We start from the raw sequence: 16,147 nt of genomic DNA, 5'->3' as shown, positions 1-16,147 counted from the left end.
CACACCATGTGGGCCGACCTCGCCCCCATCGGCCGCCACGCCGACTCCGGCGGCTACCGCCGGTACGCCTGGACCGGCGCCGACGCCGACTGCCGCACCTGGTTCCAGGAACAGGCCCAGGCGCGCGGTCTGACGTACGAGACCGACCGCAACGGCAACCAGTGGGCCTGGCTCGGCGACCCCCTCGCGGGCGACGCCGTCGTCACCGGCTCCCACCTGGACTCCGTCCCCGACGGCGGGGCCTTCGACGGCCCGCTCGGCGTGGTCTCCTCCTTCGCGGCCCTCGACGAACTCCGGTCCCGCGGCGTCCGCTTCACCCGGCCGCTGGCCATCACCAACTTCGGCGACGAGGAAGGCGCCCGCTTCGGCCTCGCCTGCGTCGGCTCCCGGCTCGCCGCCGGACAGCTGACCAGGGAGAAGGCGTACGAGCTCCGCGACGCGGACGGCATCAGCCTGCCCGAGGCCATGGAGCAGGCCGGGTACGACCCGGAGACGATCGGCGCCGACCCCGAACGCCTCGCCCGGATCGGCGCCTTCGTCGAACTGCACGTCGAACAGGGCCGCGCCCTCGACCTGTCCGGCGACCGCGTCGGCATCGCCTCCGCGATCTGGCCCCACGGCCGCTGGCGCTTCGACTTCCACGGCGAGGCCAACCACGCGGGCACCACCCGCCTGGTCGACCGCCGCGACCCGATGCTCACGTACGCGGCGACCGTACTGGCCGCCCGCCAGGAAGCCGCCCTCGCCGGGGCCGTCGCCACCTTCGGGAAGATCGCGGTCGAGCCCAACGGGGTCAACGCCATCCCGTCCCTGGTGCGCGGCTGGCTCGACTCCCGGGCCGCCGACCAGAGCACCCTCGACACGGTCGTCACCGGCATCGAGAAGGCCGCCCGCGAACGCGCCGACCAGGACGGCATCGACCTGCGCGTGGTCCAGGAGTCCTTCACCCCGGTCGTCGAGTTCGAACACGCCCTGCGCGACGAGATGAACCGCATCCTCGGCGGATCCGTCCCCGTCCTGGGCACCGGCGCGGGACACGACGCCGGAATCCTCTCCGCCGCCGTCCCGACCGCGATGCTGTTCGTGCGGAACCCCACCGGCGTCTCCCACTCCCCGAAGGAGTTCGCCGCCGAGGACGACTGCGTGGCCGGAGTCCTCGCCCTCGCCGACGTACTGGAAGGACTCGCGTGCAGGTGACTGCGCACAAGACGTACTGGCTGGAACACGCCTGGCTCGGCACCCACGTCGAGCCGGGCGTCGCCCTGGAGGCGCGGGACGGCCGGATCGCCGCCCTGCGCACCGGCACGGACACCCCGCCGCCGGGCGCCGAGGTGCTGCGCGGGCTGACCCTCCCGGGCCTGGCCAACGCGCACTCCCACGCCTTCCACCGGGCCCTGCGCTCCACCGTCCAGGTCGGCTCCGGCACCTTCTGGACCTGGCGCGACGTCATGTACAAGGTCGCCCAGAACCTCACCCCGGACACCTACCACGCGCTCGCGCGCGCCGTGTACGCCGAGATGGCCCTGGCCGGCATCACCAACGTCGGCGAGTTCCACTACGTCCACCACGCCCCCGGCGGCACCCCCTACGCCGACCCCAACGCCATGGGCGAAGCCCTCGTCGAGGCGGCCGCCGACGCCGGGATCCGGATCACCCTCCTCGACACGGCCTACCTGTCGGCCGGCTTCGGCGAGGCCCCGAACCCGCACCAGCTGCGCTTCTCCGACGGCACCGCCGACGCCTGGGCGGAGCGGGCCGGCGCCCTCAAGGGCCGCGACCACGCGCTGATCGGCGCCGCGATCCACTCGGTGCGCGCCGTCCCCGCCGACCAGCTGGCCACCGTCGCCCGCTGGGCCGAGGAACGACAGGCACCGCTGCACGTCCACCTCTCGGAGCAGACCGCCGAGAACGAGGCCTGCCTGGCCGCCCACGGACGCACCCCGACCCAGCTCCTCGCCGACCACGGCGTGCTGGGCCCGCGCACCACCGGCGTCCACAACACGCACCTCACCGACACCGACATCGCCCTGCTCGGCGGCACCACCACCGGCACCTGCATGTGCCCCACCACCGAACGCGACCTCGCGGACGGCATCGGCCCGGCCACCCTCCTCCAGCACGCGGGCAGCCCGCTGTCCCTCGGCAGCGACAGCCACGCGGTGATCGACCTGCTGGAGGAGGCCCGCGCGATGGAGCTCAACGAGCGCCTGCGCAGCCGCACCCGGGGCCACTGGACGGCGAACGCCCTGCTCACGGCCGCCACCGAGGGCGGCCACGCCGCCCTCGGGCTCCCGGGCGCCGGCCGCCTGGAGGCGGGTGCGCTCGCGGACTTCACCACGATCGCCCTGGACTCCGTCCGCACGTCGGGCGCGCTGCCCCGGCTCGGCGCCGAGACGGCCGTGTTCGCCGCCACCGCGTCGGACGTGCGCCACACGGTGGTCGGCGGCCGCCACATCGTCCGCGACGGCCACCACACCCTGGTCGGGGACGTCGCGTCCGCCCTGTCCGAGTCCATCGCGGCCCTGCGCGCCTGACCGCGGCGGCCCCTTCCCCCACCCCAGTCCGGACCCGGGCCCCGCCCGGGTCCGGGGCGGAGCCCCAGGAAACGGCGGCAGGGCGGGCCGGGGGAACGAACCCTCTGAGAGGAACCCCCATGACCACCACCTGCATCACCAACATCGGCAGTCTCGTCACCAACGACCCCGCCCTCGGCGACGGGAGCCCCCTCGGCCTGATCCGGGACGCGGCGGTCGTCATCGACGGCGAGAGCGTCGCCTGGGTCGGCCCGGCCGCCGGGGCCCCGGCCGCGGACGGGGCCTTCGACGCGCAGGGCCGCGCCGTCATCCCCGGCTTCGTCGACTCCCACTCGCACCTCGTCTTCGCCGGCGACCGCACCGCCGAGTTCAACGCCCGCATGTCCGGCCGCTCCTACTCCGCCGGCGGCATCCGCACCACGGTCGCCGCCACCCGCGCCGCCACCGACGCCGAACTCGAAGCCAACCTGCTGCGCCACCTCCACGAGGCCCGCCGGCAGGGCACCACCACCTTCGAGACCAAGTCCGGCTACGGCCTCACCGTCGCCGACGAGGCCCGCGCCCTGCGCATCGCCGCCGCGCACACCGAGGAGGTCACCTACCTCGGCGCGCACATCGTCTCCCCGGACTACGCCGCCGACCCGGCCGCCTACGTCGACCTCGTCACCGGCGAGATGCTGGCCGCCTGCGCACCGTACGCCCGCTGGGTCGACGTCTTCTGCGAGAAGGGGGCCTTCGACGGGGACCAGGCCCGCGCCATCCTCACCGCGGGCGCCGCCGCCGGACTCATCCCGCGCATCCACGCCAACCAGCTCTCCCACGGCCCCGGCGTACAGCTCGCCGTGGAGCTCGAAGCGGCCTCCGCCGACCACTGCACCCACCTCACCGACGCGGACGTCGACGCCCTCGCCCAGGCGGCCGCCACGACCGTGGCCACCCTGCTGCCCGGCGCCGAGTTCTCCACCCGCGCGCAGTGGCCCGACGCCCGGCGGCTCCTCGACGCGGGCGCCACCGTCGCCCTGTCCACGGACTGCAACCCCGGCTCCTCCTACACCAGTTCCATGCCGTTCTGCATCGCCCTCGCCGTCCGGGACATGGGCATGACCCCCGACGAGGCCCTGTGGTCGGCCACCGCCGGAGGGGCCCGCGCCCTGCGCCGCGGCGACCTCGGGACGCTCACCCCCGGCGCCCGCGCCGACCTGGCCCTCCTCGACGCCCCCAGCCACGTCCACCTCGCCTACCGGCCGGGCGTCCCGCTCGTCTCCGCCGTGTGGCAGCGCGGGGTCCGCGCGGCCTGACCGCGGCCCGCGCGGCCGCCCGGAGCACCGCACAACCGGCCCGAACCGGCCGAAAACAGTACGGCCGAAAGGCTGCCGATCCGGACCGTCCTTTGTCTTCCCTCCGTAAGGCCCCGGGCGTACCTTGAGCCACCAATCTGATGTGTCGTCAGTAACTTGTGGCCCGAGGGGAAGACGAAGGTGTCCGACCGGAAACGCTCCACCGCGCTCGCGCTGGCCTCCGCGGCGGCCGCCTCGGCGGTCCTGCTCGCCGCCCCCGCGGCCCACGCCGACGTCGTCGACGTGCAGTACGACTGCCAGACCCCGATCGGGGACAAATCGGCGGTCTCGCCCATCGACATCAAGGCCGTCAAGGAGGGCGACGGCTACAAGCTGACGATGTCCTTCCAGAAGGGCGTCTCCTCCAGCCCCATCGAACTCGGCAAGGGCGCGATGAGCCCCAGCGCCGTCATCCTCGCCGACGGCGCCGAGAAGGCCTCGATCCCGGTCTCCGGAGCGCCCAACCCCGAGGCCGTGCCCGCCAACACCCCCATCAAGATCACCGACCTCTCGGGGACCTACACCCCGAAGAAGAGCGGCAAGGTCACCTTCACCGCCGGCGTCCTCACCATCAAGGCCATGGGGACCACCACCACCTGCACCCCCGGCAACAGCCCCAAGCCCTCCCTGGAACTGGAGGTCACGGCCCCCGGCGGCGGGGAACCGGCCCCCCGGCCCGGCGGCGGGGGCACCACCGGGGACACCCTCCCGCAGACCGGCCCCGCCGACTCCGCCCTGGCCCTCGGCACCCTCGGTGCCACCGTCCTGCTCTCCGGCGCCGCCGGCGTGCTCTGGCTGACCCGGCGCGGCCAACGGGCGCAGCGGACCCGGTCCTGAACGGAGCAGCCCCGGCCATGCCCGTGCTCCCCGTCCCCAAGCGGCTCGGCGCCGCCCTCCTCGCCGCCGCCCTCCTGTACGGCGCCGGCGGGCTCCCGGCCGCGGCCGCCGACGAGCCCGGCTGGACCGCCGGACCCGCCTCAGGCCGGCCCGGCGCCGCCCGCCCGTACTTCTACCTCGCGGGCACCCCCGGCGCCGTACTGGAGGACCGCCTCGCGCTGGAGAACACCTCCGACCGGGAGCGCACCGTCACCCTGCGCGGGGCCGACGCCTACAACACGGCGGACGGCGCCTTCGCCGTGCGGCCCGCCCGGGAGTCCTCCGGCGCCGGCGCGTGGATCAGCTTCGGCGGCACCGCCACCGTGCGGATCCCGCCCCGCACCCGCGCGGTGGTCCCCTTCACCGTCACCGTGCCGCCCGCCTCGTCCCCCGGCGACCACCCGGCCGCCGTCGTCGCCACCGAGGACGGCCGGGAGGCGGGCGTACGGGTCCACCTGCGGGTCAGCGGCCCGACGCTCGCCGCGCTGACCGTCGAGGACGTCGCCGTACGCGGCGAGGGCGCGGCCGCCGTCGTCGCGTACACCCTCGTCAACCGGGGCAACGTCGCCCTCGCCCCCGAGCTCGCGATCCGCGCCGACGGCCGCTTCGGCGAGGTCCCCGGACGCACCGCGCGCGCCCTGCCGGTGGAACTGCTGCCGGGCCAGCGGGTCGAACTGGCCGAACCCTGGCCCGGCGCACCCGTCTTCGACCGGGTCGCCCTCACCGTCACCGTCACCGCGCCCGGCGCCGCCCCGGCCACCGCCTCCGCCTCCGCGTGGTTCGTGCCCTGGGGCGTCGCCGCCCTCACCGGCGCCGGTCTGCTCCTGCTCGGCGGGACCGCGACGGCCGCGCTGCTCCTCGTACGCAACCGGCGCACCCCGGGCGGACGGCCGCCCCCGGCACCCGCCGCAGCGCCGGTCCGGGAACCGCACCACGAGCTGACGGGAGCATCCAGGTGAGCCGCACGGCGGGCGCGAAGGCCCTCTCCCTCCTCGCGGCGGGCCTGGCCGCGCTCGCCCTCGCGCTGCTCCCTCCCGCGGCACCCGCCGCCGCCGACGAGGGCCGGGCCGCGGCGGCGCTCTCCCTCCAGGAGGCGGCCGAGGGCACCGAGATCACCGTCACCGGTACCGGCTGGCGGCCGAAGACCATGGTCATGCTGCTGGTCTGCGGCCAGAACATGATCGGCGGCACCAACAGCTGCGCCAACGCCGACGGGACCGCCGTCGCGGTCGCCGACGACGGGCGCTTCACCGCCCGGCTCCCGCTCGTGGCACCGCCCAAACCCTGCCCCTGCGTGGTGAACGTGGCCTCCGTCAACGGGGACCAGTCCACCGTCGCCCTCCCCGTGAAGATCACCGGCCATCCCGTGGCGGAGCTGCCCGCCGAGTCCGGGACGGCCCGGCTCGCGATGCTCACCGGGGTCCGGCTCCAGGGCGACGACGGGGTGCTGACCTGGTTCGGCGCCCCGCCCGCCCGGCGGTTCACCGTCACCGTCGGGAACCTGGGCTCGGCCCCGGTCGAGGACCCCGTCTTCCAGCTCGGCACCGCCCACGGGGTGTTCGCCCCGACCTGGGAGGAAGCCCGCTGGAAGGGCACCATCGCGCCGGGCGGCAAGGCCGAGGTCGCCCTGGACGTGACGCTGCCCGCCGGAGCCCACGGCGACTACACCGTCTCCCTCAAGTACGGGGACACGGTCGTGGCCGCCCAGCCGTGGGGCGTGGACCGCCCGTACGGGGTGCTGCTGTTCTGGGGCCTGCTGCTGGTGGTGATCCCGACCGCGCTGTTCCGGGCCGGCATGGCCGTCGTCGACCGCGTCCGCCCCCGCGCCACGGCGCCCGGCGGCGGCCGCCACCGGGGCGCGAAGGCCCTGGACGCGGCCACCGCGGTGACCGCCCGGCTGCCGGGGATCCCCGCCCTGCGGGACCCCGCGCCGGCCGCCCCCCAGACCCCCACGGCGGTCCTGCCGTGGTTCACCCCCGAGGAAACGGAGCCGGCGCGGGACGCGCCGGCGGAGCCACCACAGACGTCCGCACCGTCTGAGAAGAGTCCGACGACGAAGGGACATTCGTGAACACCCAACGGAGGGCGAGCGCGGCCCTGGTCGCGCTGCTGCTCGGCGGCGCGGGCATCGCCATGGCGGCTTCCCCCGCCCAGGCCGCCGATGCCACCTACAAGGTCAAGTGCGTACCGCCCGCGGGCGGCGGCGACCCGGTGGAGGGCGAGACCACCGCCAAGATCACGGCCCCGGCCACGGCCAAGGTCGGCGACGAGGTCGACGTGTCGTGGGAGACCGTCAAACCGGCCTCCAACAACACCGACCTCATGGTGATCCCGAAGGACTCCGTGGTGCCCACCGGCTGGTTCACGGTGGGCGGCGCGGGAGGCGAGCTGAAGGTCGTCGGGGAGAAGAAGAACCCGGAGATCCCGAAGAAGGCCCCCATGGTCATGTCGACCATGAAGGGCAAGCTGAAGCTGACCAAGGCGGGCAAGGTCACGCTGACGCCCGGCCGGTACGAGGTCGCCGTCTCCTTCCCCTTCGGCACCTTCGTCACCAAGTGCGCCCCGGTGGGCACGGTCACGGGCGGGGCCACCATCGACGTCTCCGAAGGCTCCACCGGCGGCGCGACGACCGGCGGTGCGACGACGGGCGGTGCGACGACCGGCGGCGCGACGACGGGTTCGACCACCGGCGGGGCCACGACGGGCGGCGCGACCACGGGCGGCGCGACCACCGGCGGGGCCACCACCGGCGGGGCCACGACCGGCTCCACTACCGGCTCCACGACCGGTGGCGGTGGCGGCCAGACCGACTTCCCGGGCAAGGCCGTCGAGGTCGCCTTCGACTGCGGGCCGGTCGTCCCGGGCGGTATCAAGACCCCGGTGACGATCAACGCCAAGAAGAACGGCGGCGACTACGAGCTCACGGTCAAGACCGCGAAGGGAGCCATGGCCGCCCCCATGGCACTGCCGGCCGGGGCGCTCAAGCCCTCGATGAACGTCAAGCTCGGCGGCGCCGACTCCGGCACCGTCAAGGTCTCCGGCCCGGCCAATGCCGAGCCGATCCCGGACAAGGCCCCGGTCAGCCTCAGCGACATGACCGGCACCTACAAGCCCGGCAAGACCGGCAAGGTGACGCTGAGCCCCGACCAGCTGACCATCGACGTCACGATGGCCCCGGGTTCCACCCCGATCAACGTGCCCTGCAAGGCGGCCAGCAGCGGCGTCTCGCTGGAGCTCGACACGGCCGCCCAGCCGGGCGGCTCCGGCTCCACCACCGCCGGGACCGGCGGCGGCTCCGCCGCCTCGGGCGGCCTCGCCGAGACCGGCGCCGAGGACGAGGGCGGCATCAAGGCCCTCGCCCTGGTCGCCGGCACCGTGATCCTGCTCGGCGGCGCGGTCTTCACCTTCACCCCGTGGCGCCGCCTGCGCGGCACGAGGTAACCCCGCGACGCAGAACGGCCCGGCACACCAGAGGGTGTGCCGGGCCGTCCTGTCGTACGGGGTGCGTCAGTGCACGCTGCCCATCAGGGACTGGACCTTCTTGCGGTACGAGTAGACCGCGAAGCCCGCGAGGACCGCGGCCAGCGCCTCGAAGGCGATCACCCACAGGCCGTTCAGGTCCACGCCGCCCAGCGACAGGAGGCTGGTCGTGCAGTCACCGGCGGTGACGGCGAGGAACCAGACGCCCATCATCTGGGAGGCGTACTTCTGCGGGGCCATCTTCGTGGTGACCGAGAGGCCGACCGGGGAGAGGCACAGCTCACCGATGGTCTGGATCATGTAGATCGAGACGAGCCACATCGGGGAGACCATGGTGCCGTCGCCCGCCATGTTCATCGGGACGATGAAGACGAAGAACGAGGCGCCGACCAGGACCAGACCCATCGCGAACTTCACGATGGTGTTCGGCTCCTGGTTCTTGCGGGCCAGCCACAGCCACAGCCAGGCGAAGACCGGCGCGAGGGCCATCACGAACAGCGGGTTCAGCGACTGGTACCAGGTGGCCGAGAAGCCGAGGCCGAAGACGGTGTCGGCGGTCTTGGAGTCGGCGAACAGGGACAGCGTGGAGCCACCCTGGTCGTAGATCATCCAGAAGACGGCGGCGGCGATGAAGAACCAGATGTACGCGGTCATCTTCGACTGCTCGGGACCCGACAGGTCCTTGTCGCGCTTGATGCGCGTCAGGACGGCGACCGGGATGATCAGACCGGCCAGCGTCAGCGGGACCAGCGCCCAGTTCAGCGTGTAGAGGCCCAGGGCGACCACGGCGCCGTAGAAGACGGCGATGCCCACGACGGCGAGGACGACCTTCGTGAGGACGGCCTTGCGCTCCTCCGCGGACAGCGGGTTCGGGACCTGGCTGCTCTTCGGGCTCAGGTGCTTGGTGCCGAGCAGGAACTGCGCCAGGCCCAGGCCCATGCCGGCGGCGGCGAGGGCGAAGCCCAGGTGCCAGTTGTACTCCTTGCCGACCGTTCCGACGACGAACGGGGCGATGAAGGCGCCGAGGTTGATGCCGATGTAGAAGAGGGTGAAGCCACCGTCACGGCGCGGGTCCTCGGGACCGTCGTACAGGTGGCCGACCATCGTGGAGATGTTGGCCTTCAGCAGACCGGAACCGGTCGCGACGAGGATCAGACCGACGAAGAACATCGCCTGCCCCGGAAGGGCGAGCGAGAGGTGACCACCCATGATCACGAAACCGGCGATGGCGACCGTCTTGCGGGCACCCCAGACGCGGTCTCCGAACCATCCGCCCGGCATGGCCATCAGGTAGACCATCGACACGTACACGGAGTAGATGGCCGTCGTCGTGGCCGCCGTCATCGCCAGGCCGCCGCCCTGGCTGCCCGTGGCGGCGTCGGCGCCGCCCGAGACCAGGTAGTAGACCAGAAGGGCGCGCATGCCGTAGTAGGAGAACCGCTCCCACATCTCGGTCATGAACAGAGTGGCCAGGCCACGGGGGTGGCCGAAGAAGGTCTTCTCGGTGGACGGGTCCGCCGAGCCCTTCGTCAGGCTGGAAGCCATGGTCGATCCTTGCTTGCTCGGGACGCTCGGCTTCGTGAGCTGAACAGCGCCCGGTGGGGGGTGGCCGGCACCGGCAACGGATGGCCCACCCCACGCCCTGGGGTCTCGTCCCCCGGGATGCCGGAGTCGAAGGGTCAGCCGTGACCGGGATCCACGCCCGGCACGCATCTTCGCGCGCAGGGCCCGGCCCACAGGTCATTCACTGTCATCTGGGCCGGGTAAACCGACCAGAGCAGAATTTGAGGTCTTTGGCTCGCTTTTCGGCACAAAGATCCCCTGGGTAGTGCATCAGGCGTCTCGCCACCATACGACACGACACTGCGGCATATGGAAGGACTTGAGAGATGGATCACAGGCATCCAGGGAACCGATCGACCATATTCGAAGGCGCCGCCTCGTGCATAAGCCCAGATAGAGAGGGTCCTGTGGGAGGGCCTCTCCTTTGAGCCGCCGCGGACTACCATCACCCACATGACGCGTGTACTGCTCGCCGAGGACGACGCATCCATCTCGGAACCCCTGGCCCGCGCCCTGCGCCGGGAGGGGTACGAGGTCGAGGTCCGGGAAGACGGCCCCACCGCCCTGGACGCCGGGCTGCAGGGCGGCGTCGACCTCGTCGTCCTCGACCTCGGCCTGCCCGGCATGGACGGCCTGGAGGTCGCCCGGCGGCTGCGCGCCGAAGGCCACGGCTTCCCCATCCTCGTCCTGACCGCCCGCGCCGACGAGGTCGACACGGTCGTCGGCCTCGACGCCGGCGCCGACGACTACGTGACCAAGCCCTTCCGGCTCGCCGAGCTCCTCGCCCGCGTCCGGGCCCTCCTGCGGCGCGGCGCCGCCGAGACCGCCCAGGCCCCCGCCACCCACGGCGTGCGCATCGACGTCGAGTCGCACCGCGCCTGGATGGGGGAGGAGGAGCTCCAGCTCACCGCCAAGGAGTTCGACCTCCTGCGCGTCCTCGTCCGCGACGCGGGCCGGGTCGTCACCCGCGACCAGTTGATGCGCGAGGTCTGGGACACCACCTGGTGGTCCTCCACCAAGACCCTCGACATGCACATCTCCTGGCTCCGCAAGAAGCTCGGCGACGACGCGGCCAACCCCCGCTACATCGCCACCGTCCGCGGCGTCGGCTTCCGCTTCGAGAAGAGCTGAACCGCCCCCGCCAGGGCGACCGGGGCTTCTAGGGCCTGTCGTCAAACTCCCGTCTGCCCTGCGACGCCTGGCACGCGCTCTCGCCGCACCGGGCGAAAGCCAAGTACGTCCAGTACGCGGGCTTCCGCCCGGCGCACCGAGAGCACGCACCAGACGCCGCAGGGCCGCCCTCCGGGCGACGACGGGAGTTTGACGACAGGCCCTAGGGCATCCTCTAAGCCATGCGCCGTCGCCTGATCAACTCCACGCTCGCCGTGGTGCTCGTCGTGATCGCCGTGTTCGGGGTCTCCCTGGTCATCGTGGAGACCCGGACCATCACCAGCAGCGCCCAGGACCGCATCGGGTCCGAGGCCCTGCGGCTGCTCGGCATCGTCGAGGCGGACGCCCTGGAGCACAAGCCCGTCGACGCCGCCGACCTCGCCGAACAGCTGGACCTCGGCACGTACGCCCGCATCACCGTCCCCGGACAGCCCGTCGTCGAGGTCGGCCACCGCATCGACGGCAGCGTCATCCGGGGCACCGCCCGCGGCGAGCAGGGCGAGACCGTACTCGTCGAGGAGACCCGCTCCACCGTCACCAGGGAGGTCGGCCGCACCCTCGCGGTGGTCGGCGCCGTGGCGCTGCTGGCCGTCGTGGCGGCCGTCCTCCTCGCAGTGCGCCAGGCCAACCGGCTCGCCTCCCCGCTCACCGACCTCGCCGAGACGGCCGAACGGCTGGGATCGGGCGACCCGCGGCCCCGGCACAAGCGGTACGGGGTCCCCGAGCTGGACCGGGTCGCGGACGTGCTCGACGCCAGCGCCGAGCGGATCGGCCGGATGCTCACCGCCGAGCGGCGCCTCGCCGCCGACGCCTCCCACCAGCTGCGCACCCCGCTGACGGCGCTGTCGATGCGGCTGGAGGAGATCACCGTCACCGACGACCTGGAGACGGTACGGGAAGAGGCGACCATCGCCCTCACCCAGGTGGAGCGGCTCACGGACGTCGTCCAGCGGCTGCTCACGAACTCGCGCGACCCGCGGACCGGCTCGGCGGTCCCCTTCGACCTCGACGAGGTCGTCAAACAGCAGGTGGAGGAGTGGCGGCCGGCCTACCGCAGCGCCGGACGGGCCATCGTGCGCTCCGGGAAGACGGGCATGCGGGCCGTCGGCACGCCCGGGGCGGTCTCACAGGTCCTGGCGACCCTCGTGGAGAACGCGCTCATGCACGGGGGCGGGACGGTCGCGCTGCGCACCCGGGTCACGGGCAACCAGGCCGTACTGGAGGTCACCGACGAGGGCCCCGGCGTCCCGCCGGACCTCGGCAACCGGATCTTCGAGCGGGCCATCAGCGGCCGCAACTCCACGGGCATCGGCCTGGCGGTCGCCAGGGACCTCGCCGAAGCCGACGGCGGCCGGCTGGAACTGCTCCAGACCCAGCCGCCGGTGTTCGCCCTGTTCCTCAGCCGGACCGCGCAGGAACGGACGGAGCCGGCGCAGACGGTGCGGTGAGGGGACGTATACGTCGGTGGCGCTAGTTGGTGGCGGCGGGCTCGGGGGTGAGCGGGGCCACGGGAGCGTCGTGGCCGTCACGCTGCTCGACGATCAGCGAGGGCGCGGCGGGCGTGGGCAGGGCCTTGAAGACCCAGGTCCGGTAGGACCAGAAGCGGAAGACGGTCGCCACGGCCATGCCGACGAACTTGATCACGTTGTTCTGGAGCGAGCTGTCCCAGCCGAGGCCGTACGTCGCCGCGTAGAGCACACCGCTCTCGATGACCATGCCGATGGCGCTGAACAGTACGAAGAGGAACATCTCGCGACGGCGGCTGCCGAGGTCGCGGTCGCGGTAGGTGAAGTACCGGAAGCCGACGTAGTTGGTGATGATGGCCACCACGATGGCTATGACGTTCGCGCGCACGGTCTGGAGGTCGGTCGTGCTCCGGAGCAGGTTGAACACACCGAAGTTGACCAGGACGCCCAGTCCGCCCACTGCCCCGAACTTGACGACCTCCCGCGCGAGGCCGCGGAAGCGCTCGGACAGCGGTGCTGCTTTCGGCGTGCTCATGTGATGGTTCAGTCCCTGTCCGTCGTCGTCGCCCCGCGTTGAGGCGTCACTCGATTTCGTCAACCCGTTCATGGTAAGTGTCGCCCCCGGGGTCCGTACGTGCCTTGGCGCCCCTTGCGACGCACGGCACACGGGCCCTCCGGGAGGAACCGGCGGGTACGCGCCGGGGCCGTGCCCATGCGGGTCCCGATGGCGCAATACCGGCGGATACCCTGGAGTGGTGACGTTCCCGGTAGTCGGCATGGTCGGCGGCGGACAGCTCGCCCGCATGACCCACGAGGCGGGTATCCCCCTCGGCATCAAATTCAAGATCCTCAGTGACACCCCACAGGACTCGGCGGCCCAGGTCGTGAGCGACGTCGTCATCGGCGACTATCGCGATCTGGAGACACTGCGCGCCTTCGCGCGCGGCTGCGACGTGATCACCTTCGATCACGAGCACGTACCCACCGAACACCTCCGGGCCCTGGAGTCGGACGGCATCCCCGTCCGGCCGGGGCCCGGCGCGTTGGTGCACGCCCAGGACAAGGGGGTGATGCGCGCCAAGCTCGACGAGATCGGTGCGCCCAGCCCCCGCCACCGGATCGTGCGCGATCCGGCGGACGTGGGCGCCTTCGCGGAAGAGGTCGGCGGCTTCCCCGTCATCCTCAAGACGGTGCGCGGCGGGTACGACGGCAAGGGGGTGTGGTTCGTCCGCACCCCCGAGGACGCCGACGCCCCCTTCAAGGCGGGTGTCCCCGTCCTCGCGGAGGAGAAGGTCGAGTACGTCCGCGAGCTCGCGGCGAACATCGTCCGCTCCCCGCACGGCCAGGCCGTGGCCTATCCCGTCGTGGAGTCCATCCAGGTGGACGGCGTGTGCGACACGGTCATCGCGCCCGCCCCGAACCTCTCCGAGGAGCTGGCGGGCGAGGCCCAGGCCCTGGCCCTGCGCATCGCCAAGGAGCTCGACGTGACCGGCCACCTGGCCGTGGAGCTGTTCGAGACCACCGACGGCCGCATCCTCGTCAACGAACTGGCCATGCGCCCGCACAACAGCGGGCACTGGACCCAGGACGGCGCGGTCACCTCCCAGTTCGCCAACCACGTCCGGGCCGTCCTGGACCTCCCTCTGGGCGACCCGCGCCCGCGGGCCCGCTGGACGGTCATGGCCAACGTGCTGGGCGGGGACTACCCCGACATGTACGCGGCGTACCTGCACTGCATGGCGCACGACCCCCAGCTGAAGATCCACATGTACGGCAAGGACGTGAAGCACGGCCGCAAGGTCGGCCACGTCAACACATACGGCGACGACCTGGACGATGTGCTGGAGCGCGCACGTCACGCAGCCGGCTACCTCAGAGGAACGATCACCGAATGAGTACCGCCCCTTCCGCAGGTCCCGTCGTCGGCATCGTCATGGGTTCGGACTCCGACTGGCCGGTCATGGAGGCCGCCGCCAAGGCGCTGGACGAGTTCGAGATCCCCTACGAGGTCGACGTCGTCTCCGCCCACCGGATGCCGCGCGAGATGGTCGCGTACGGCGAGCGGGCCGCCGACCGCGGCCTGAAGGCGATCATCGCGGGCGCGGGCGGAGCCGCCCACCTGCCCGGCATGCTGGCGTCGGTCACCCCGCTGCCCGTCATCGGCGTACCGGTGCCGCTGAAGTACCTCGACGGCATGGACTCCCTGCTGTCGATCGTCCAGATGCCGGCCGGGGTCCCCGTCGCCACCGTCTCGGTCGCCGGGGCGCGCAACGCGGGGCTGCTGGCCGTACGCATGCTCGCGGCCCACGACCCGGACCTGCTGGCCCGGATGCGGGACTTCCAGCAGGAGCTGAACGACCAGGCCACCGAGAAGGGCAAGCGGCTGCGCACGAAGGTCGCGGGCGCGGACTCCTTCGGATTCGGCAAGTGAGCGCCGCGGACCTGCTCGGGCGGGCCCGGGAGCTCCTCGCCGCGCACCCGGTCGTCGACGGGCACAACGACCTGCCGTGGGCGCTGCGCGAGCAGGTCCGCTACGACCTCGGCCGGCGGGACATCGCCGGCGACCAGAGCGCCCACCTGCACACCGACATCCCCCGGCTGCGGGCCGGCGGGGTCGGCGCGCAGTTCTGGTCCGTCTACGTCCGCTCCGACTACGCCGGTGACGAGGCGGTCAGCGCGACGCTGGAGCAGATGGACGCGGTCGCCCAGCTGATCGACCGTTATCCCGCGGACCTGGTGCGGGCGCTGACGGCGGACGACATGGAGGCGGCCCGCGCCGAGGGCCGGATCGCCTCGCTGATGGGGGCCGAGGGCGGCCACTCCATCAACAACTCCCTCGCCACGCTGCGGGCCCTGCACCGGCTCGGCGTGCGGTACATGACGCTCACGCACAACGACACCATCGACTGGGCGGACTCGGCGACCGACGAGCCGAGGCACGGCGGTCTGAGCGACTTCGGCCGCGAGGTCGTGCGGGAGATGAACCGCGTCGGCATGCTCGTGGACCTCTCGCACGTCGCCGCGACGACGATGCGGGACGCGCTCGCGGTGTCGGCCGCGCCGGTGATCTTCTCGCACTCCTCGGCGCGGGCGGTGTGCGACCACCCGCGCAACATTCCGGACGACGTACTGGAACTGCTGCCGGCCAACGGCGGGGTCGCCATGGCCACGTTCGTGCCGAAGTTCGTCCTCCAGGCGGCGGTCGACTGGACGCTGGCCGCCGACGAGAACCTGCGCGCGCACGGCTTCCACCACCTCGACACCACGCCGGCGGCGATGGCCCTGCACCGGGCCTTCGAGGAAGAGCGGCCGCGTCCCGTCGCGACGGCGGCGACGGTCGCCGACCACCTGGACCACATGCGCGAGGTGGCCGGAGTCGACCACATCGGCATCGGCGGCGACTACGACGGCACGGCGTTCACGCCGTCCGGCCTGGACGACGTCGCGGGCTACCCGAACCTGATCGCGGAACTCCTGTCCCGCGGCTGGTCGGAGCCGGACCTGGCGAAGCTCACCTGGTCCAACGCGGTCCGCGCCCTCCGCGACGCGGAATCCGTCGCGACCTCCCTCGCGACGACCCCGCCGTCGAACGCCCACCTCTGACCTGCGCCTTGCCCTTGCCCTTGCCCTGGCCGGGCGGGGTGCGGTGGAGCTGCCGCCCCGGGTGGTGGCTGCGGGTGGGGCCGGGGTCGGGGCCGGGGTGGGGGGTCGTCCGGGGCGG

Annotated in this window: 14 protein-coding genes; 12 read left to right on the top strand and 2 right to left on the bottom strand. The window is 72.8% G+C overall.

Annotated features, from left to right (window positions below; translation table 11 throughout):
- Positions 1–6: 6 nt before the first annotated feature.
- From ABZZ17_RS29155 to ABZZ17_RS29125, 7 genes are all read left to right on the top strand, one after another.
- Positions 7–1,197 (top strand): allantoate amidohydrolase, encoded by a 1,191-nt coding sequence (locus tag ABZZ17_RS29155; RefSeq protein WP_356880289.1) that lies wholly within the window; start codon positions 7–9, stop codon positions 1,195–1,197.
- Entirely contained in the window at positions 1,194–2,534 is a 1,341-nt protein-coding gene (locus tag ABZZ17_RS29150) for a formimidoylglutamate deiminase (protein WP_356880247.1), read from the top strand. The genes ABZZ17_RS29155 and ABZZ17_RS29150 overlap by 4 nt, the downstream gene beginning before the upstream one ends.
- 119 nt (positions 2,535–2,653) lie before the next feature.
- Entirely contained in the window at positions 2,654–3,832 is a 1,179-nt protein-coding gene (gene hutI, locus ABZZ17_RS29145) for an imidazolonepropionase (protein WP_356880245.1), read from the top strand.
- A gap of 180 nt (positions 3,833–4,012) precedes the next feature.
- A complete protein-coding gene (locus ABZZ17_RS29140; RefSeq protein ID WP_356880243.1) occupies positions 4,013–4,708 on the top strand; it encodes an LPXTG cell wall anchor domain-containing protein in 696 nt (231 codons plus the stop codon).
- A gap of 17 nt (positions 4,709–4,725) precedes the next feature.
- Positions 4,726–5,706, top strand: a complete 981-nt coding sequence (locus tag ABZZ17_RS29135) for a hypothetical protein (protein ID WP_356880241.1) — start codon at positions 4,726–4,728, stop codon at positions 5,704–5,706.
- On the top strand, positions 5,703–6,818 hold the full coding sequence (locus tag ABZZ17_RS29130; protein WP_356880240.1) for a hypothetical protein: 1,116 nt from the start codon (positions 5,703–5,705) through the stop codon (positions 6,816–6,818). The genes ABZZ17_RS29135 and ABZZ17_RS29130 overlap by 4 nt, the downstream gene beginning before the upstream one ends.
- Positions 6,815–8,188 carry a hypothetical protein gene (locus ABZZ17_RS29125; RefSeq protein ID WP_356880238.1) on the top strand — a complete coding sequence of 458 codons (1,374 nt, stop codon included), beginning with the start codon at positions 6,815–6,817 and terminating at the stop codon, positions 8,186–8,188. Before ABZZ17_RS29130 ends, ABZZ17_RS29125 begins: the two co-directional genes overlap by 4 nt.
- Before the next feature lie 66 nt (positions 8,189–8,254).
- Here ABZZ17_RS29125 and ABZZ17_RS29120 read toward each other — a convergent pair whose 3' ends face one another.
- Complete coding sequence (locus ABZZ17_RS29120) at positions 8,255–9,772, bottom strand: oligopeptide:H+ symporter (protein WP_356880236.1); 1,518 nt, start codon at positions 9,770–9,772, stop codon at positions 8,255–8,257.
- 471 nt (positions 9,773–10,243) lie between these two features.
- On the opposite strand from ABZZ17_RS29120, the gene ABZZ17_RS29115 reads away from it, so the two are divergent.
- Together ABZZ17_RS29115 and ABZZ17_RS29110 are read left to right on the top strand one after the other, a co-directional pair.
- Positions 10,244–10,921, top strand: a complete 678-nt coding sequence (locus ABZZ17_RS29115) for a response regulator transcription factor (protein ID WP_356880234.1) — start codon at positions 10,244–10,246, stop codon at positions 10,919–10,921.
- Between the two features lie 221 nt (positions 10,922–11,142).
- Positions 11,143–12,408 (top strand): ATP-binding protein, encoded by a 1,266-nt coding sequence (locus tag ABZZ17_RS29110; protein ID WP_356880232.1) that lies wholly within the window; start codon positions 11,143–11,145, stop codon positions 12,406–12,408.
- A gap of 22 nt (positions 12,409–12,430) precedes the next feature.
- Here the strand turns inward: ABZZ17_RS29110 and ABZZ17_RS29105 are convergent, their stop codons facing one another.
- Positions 12,431–12,961: a GtrA family protein gene (locus tag ABZZ17_RS29105; RefSeq protein ID WP_356880230.1), complete on the bottom strand. Its 531-nt coding sequence runs from the start codon at positions 12,959–12,961 to the stop codon at positions 12,431–12,433.
- Positions 12,962–13,202: 241 nt separating this feature from the next.
- Here ABZZ17_RS29105 and ABZZ17_RS29100 point away from each other — a divergent pair, with 241 nt between their 5' ends.
- The 3 genes from ABZZ17_RS29100 to ABZZ17_RS29090 are packed head-to-tail and all read left to right on the top strand — an operon-like array spanning position 13,203 to position 16,029.
- The gene (locus ABZZ17_RS29100; protein WP_356880287.1) at positions 13,203–14,321 is read left to right on the top strand and encodes a 5-(carboxyamino)imidazole ribonucleotide synthase; all 1,119 of its coding nucleotides are present in this window, start codon (positions 13,203–13,205) and stop codon (positions 14,319–14,321) included.
- Positions 14,318–14,857, top strand: a complete 540-nt coding sequence (gene purE, locus ABZZ17_RS29095; RefSeq protein ID WP_356880228.1) for a 5-(carboxyamino)imidazole ribonucleotide mutase — start codon at positions 14,318–14,320, stop codon at positions 14,855–14,857. Before ABZZ17_RS29100 ends, purE begins: the two co-directional genes overlap by 4 nt.
- Positions 14,854–16,029, top strand: coding sequence for a dipeptidase (locus ABZZ17_RS29090; RefSeq protein ID WP_356880226.1), 1,176 nt, complete (start codon positions 14,854–14,856; stop codon positions 16,027–16,029). Before purE ends, ABZZ17_RS29090 begins: the two co-directional genes overlap by 4 nt.
- The last annotated feature ends 118 nt before the right edge of the window (positions 16,030–16,147 follow it).

It is taken from the genome of Streptomyces sp. NPDC006512 (genome assembly GCF_040611935.1).
In the GTDB taxonomy this organism is placed as follows: Bacteria; Actinomycetota; Actinomycetes; order Streptomycetales; family Streptomycetaceae; genus Streptomyces.
The sequence above is the reverse complement of the archived record's forward strand: the minus strand, read 5'-3'. Positions and strand labels throughout refer to the sequence as shown.

Bases quoted from the DNA above. Each gene is read 5' to 3' on its own strand.
- ABZZ17_RS29155 (WP_356880289.1), top strand. From the start codon at position 7: ATGTGGGCCGACCTCGCCCCCATCGGCCGCCACGCCGACTCCGGCGGC.
- hutI (WP_356880245.1), top strand. From the start codon at position 2,654: ATGACCACCACCTGCATCACCAACATCGGCAGTCTCGTCACCAACGAC.
- ABZZ17_RS29135 (WP_356880241.1), top strand. From the start codon at position 4,726: ATGCCCGTGCTCCCCGTCCCCAAGCGGCTCGGCGCCGCCCTCCTCGCC.
- ABZZ17_RS29120 (WP_356880236.1), bottom strand. From the start codon at position 9,772: ATGGCTTCCAGCCTGACGAAGGGCTCGGCGGACCCGTCCACCGAGAAG.
- ABZZ17_RS29115 (WP_356880234.1), top strand. From the start codon at position 10,244: ATGACGCGTGTACTGCTCGCCGAGGACGACGCATCCATCTCGGAACCC.
- ABZZ17_RS29110 (WP_356880232.1), top strand. From the start codon at position 11,143: ATGCGCCGTCGCCTGATCAACTCCACGCTCGCCGTGGTGCTCGTCGTG.
- ABZZ17_RS29105 (WP_356880230.1), bottom strand. From the start codon at position 12,961: ATGAGCACGCCGAAAGCAGCACCGCTGTCCGAGCGCTTCCGCGGCCTC.
- ABZZ17_RS29100 (WP_356880287.1), top strand. From the start codon at position 13,203: ATGGTCGGCGGCGGACAGCTCGCCCGCATGACCCACGAGGCGGGTATC.
- purE (WP_356880228.1), top strand. From the start codon at position 14,318: ATGAGTACCGCCCCTTCCGCAGGTCCCGTCGTCGGCATCGTCATGGGT.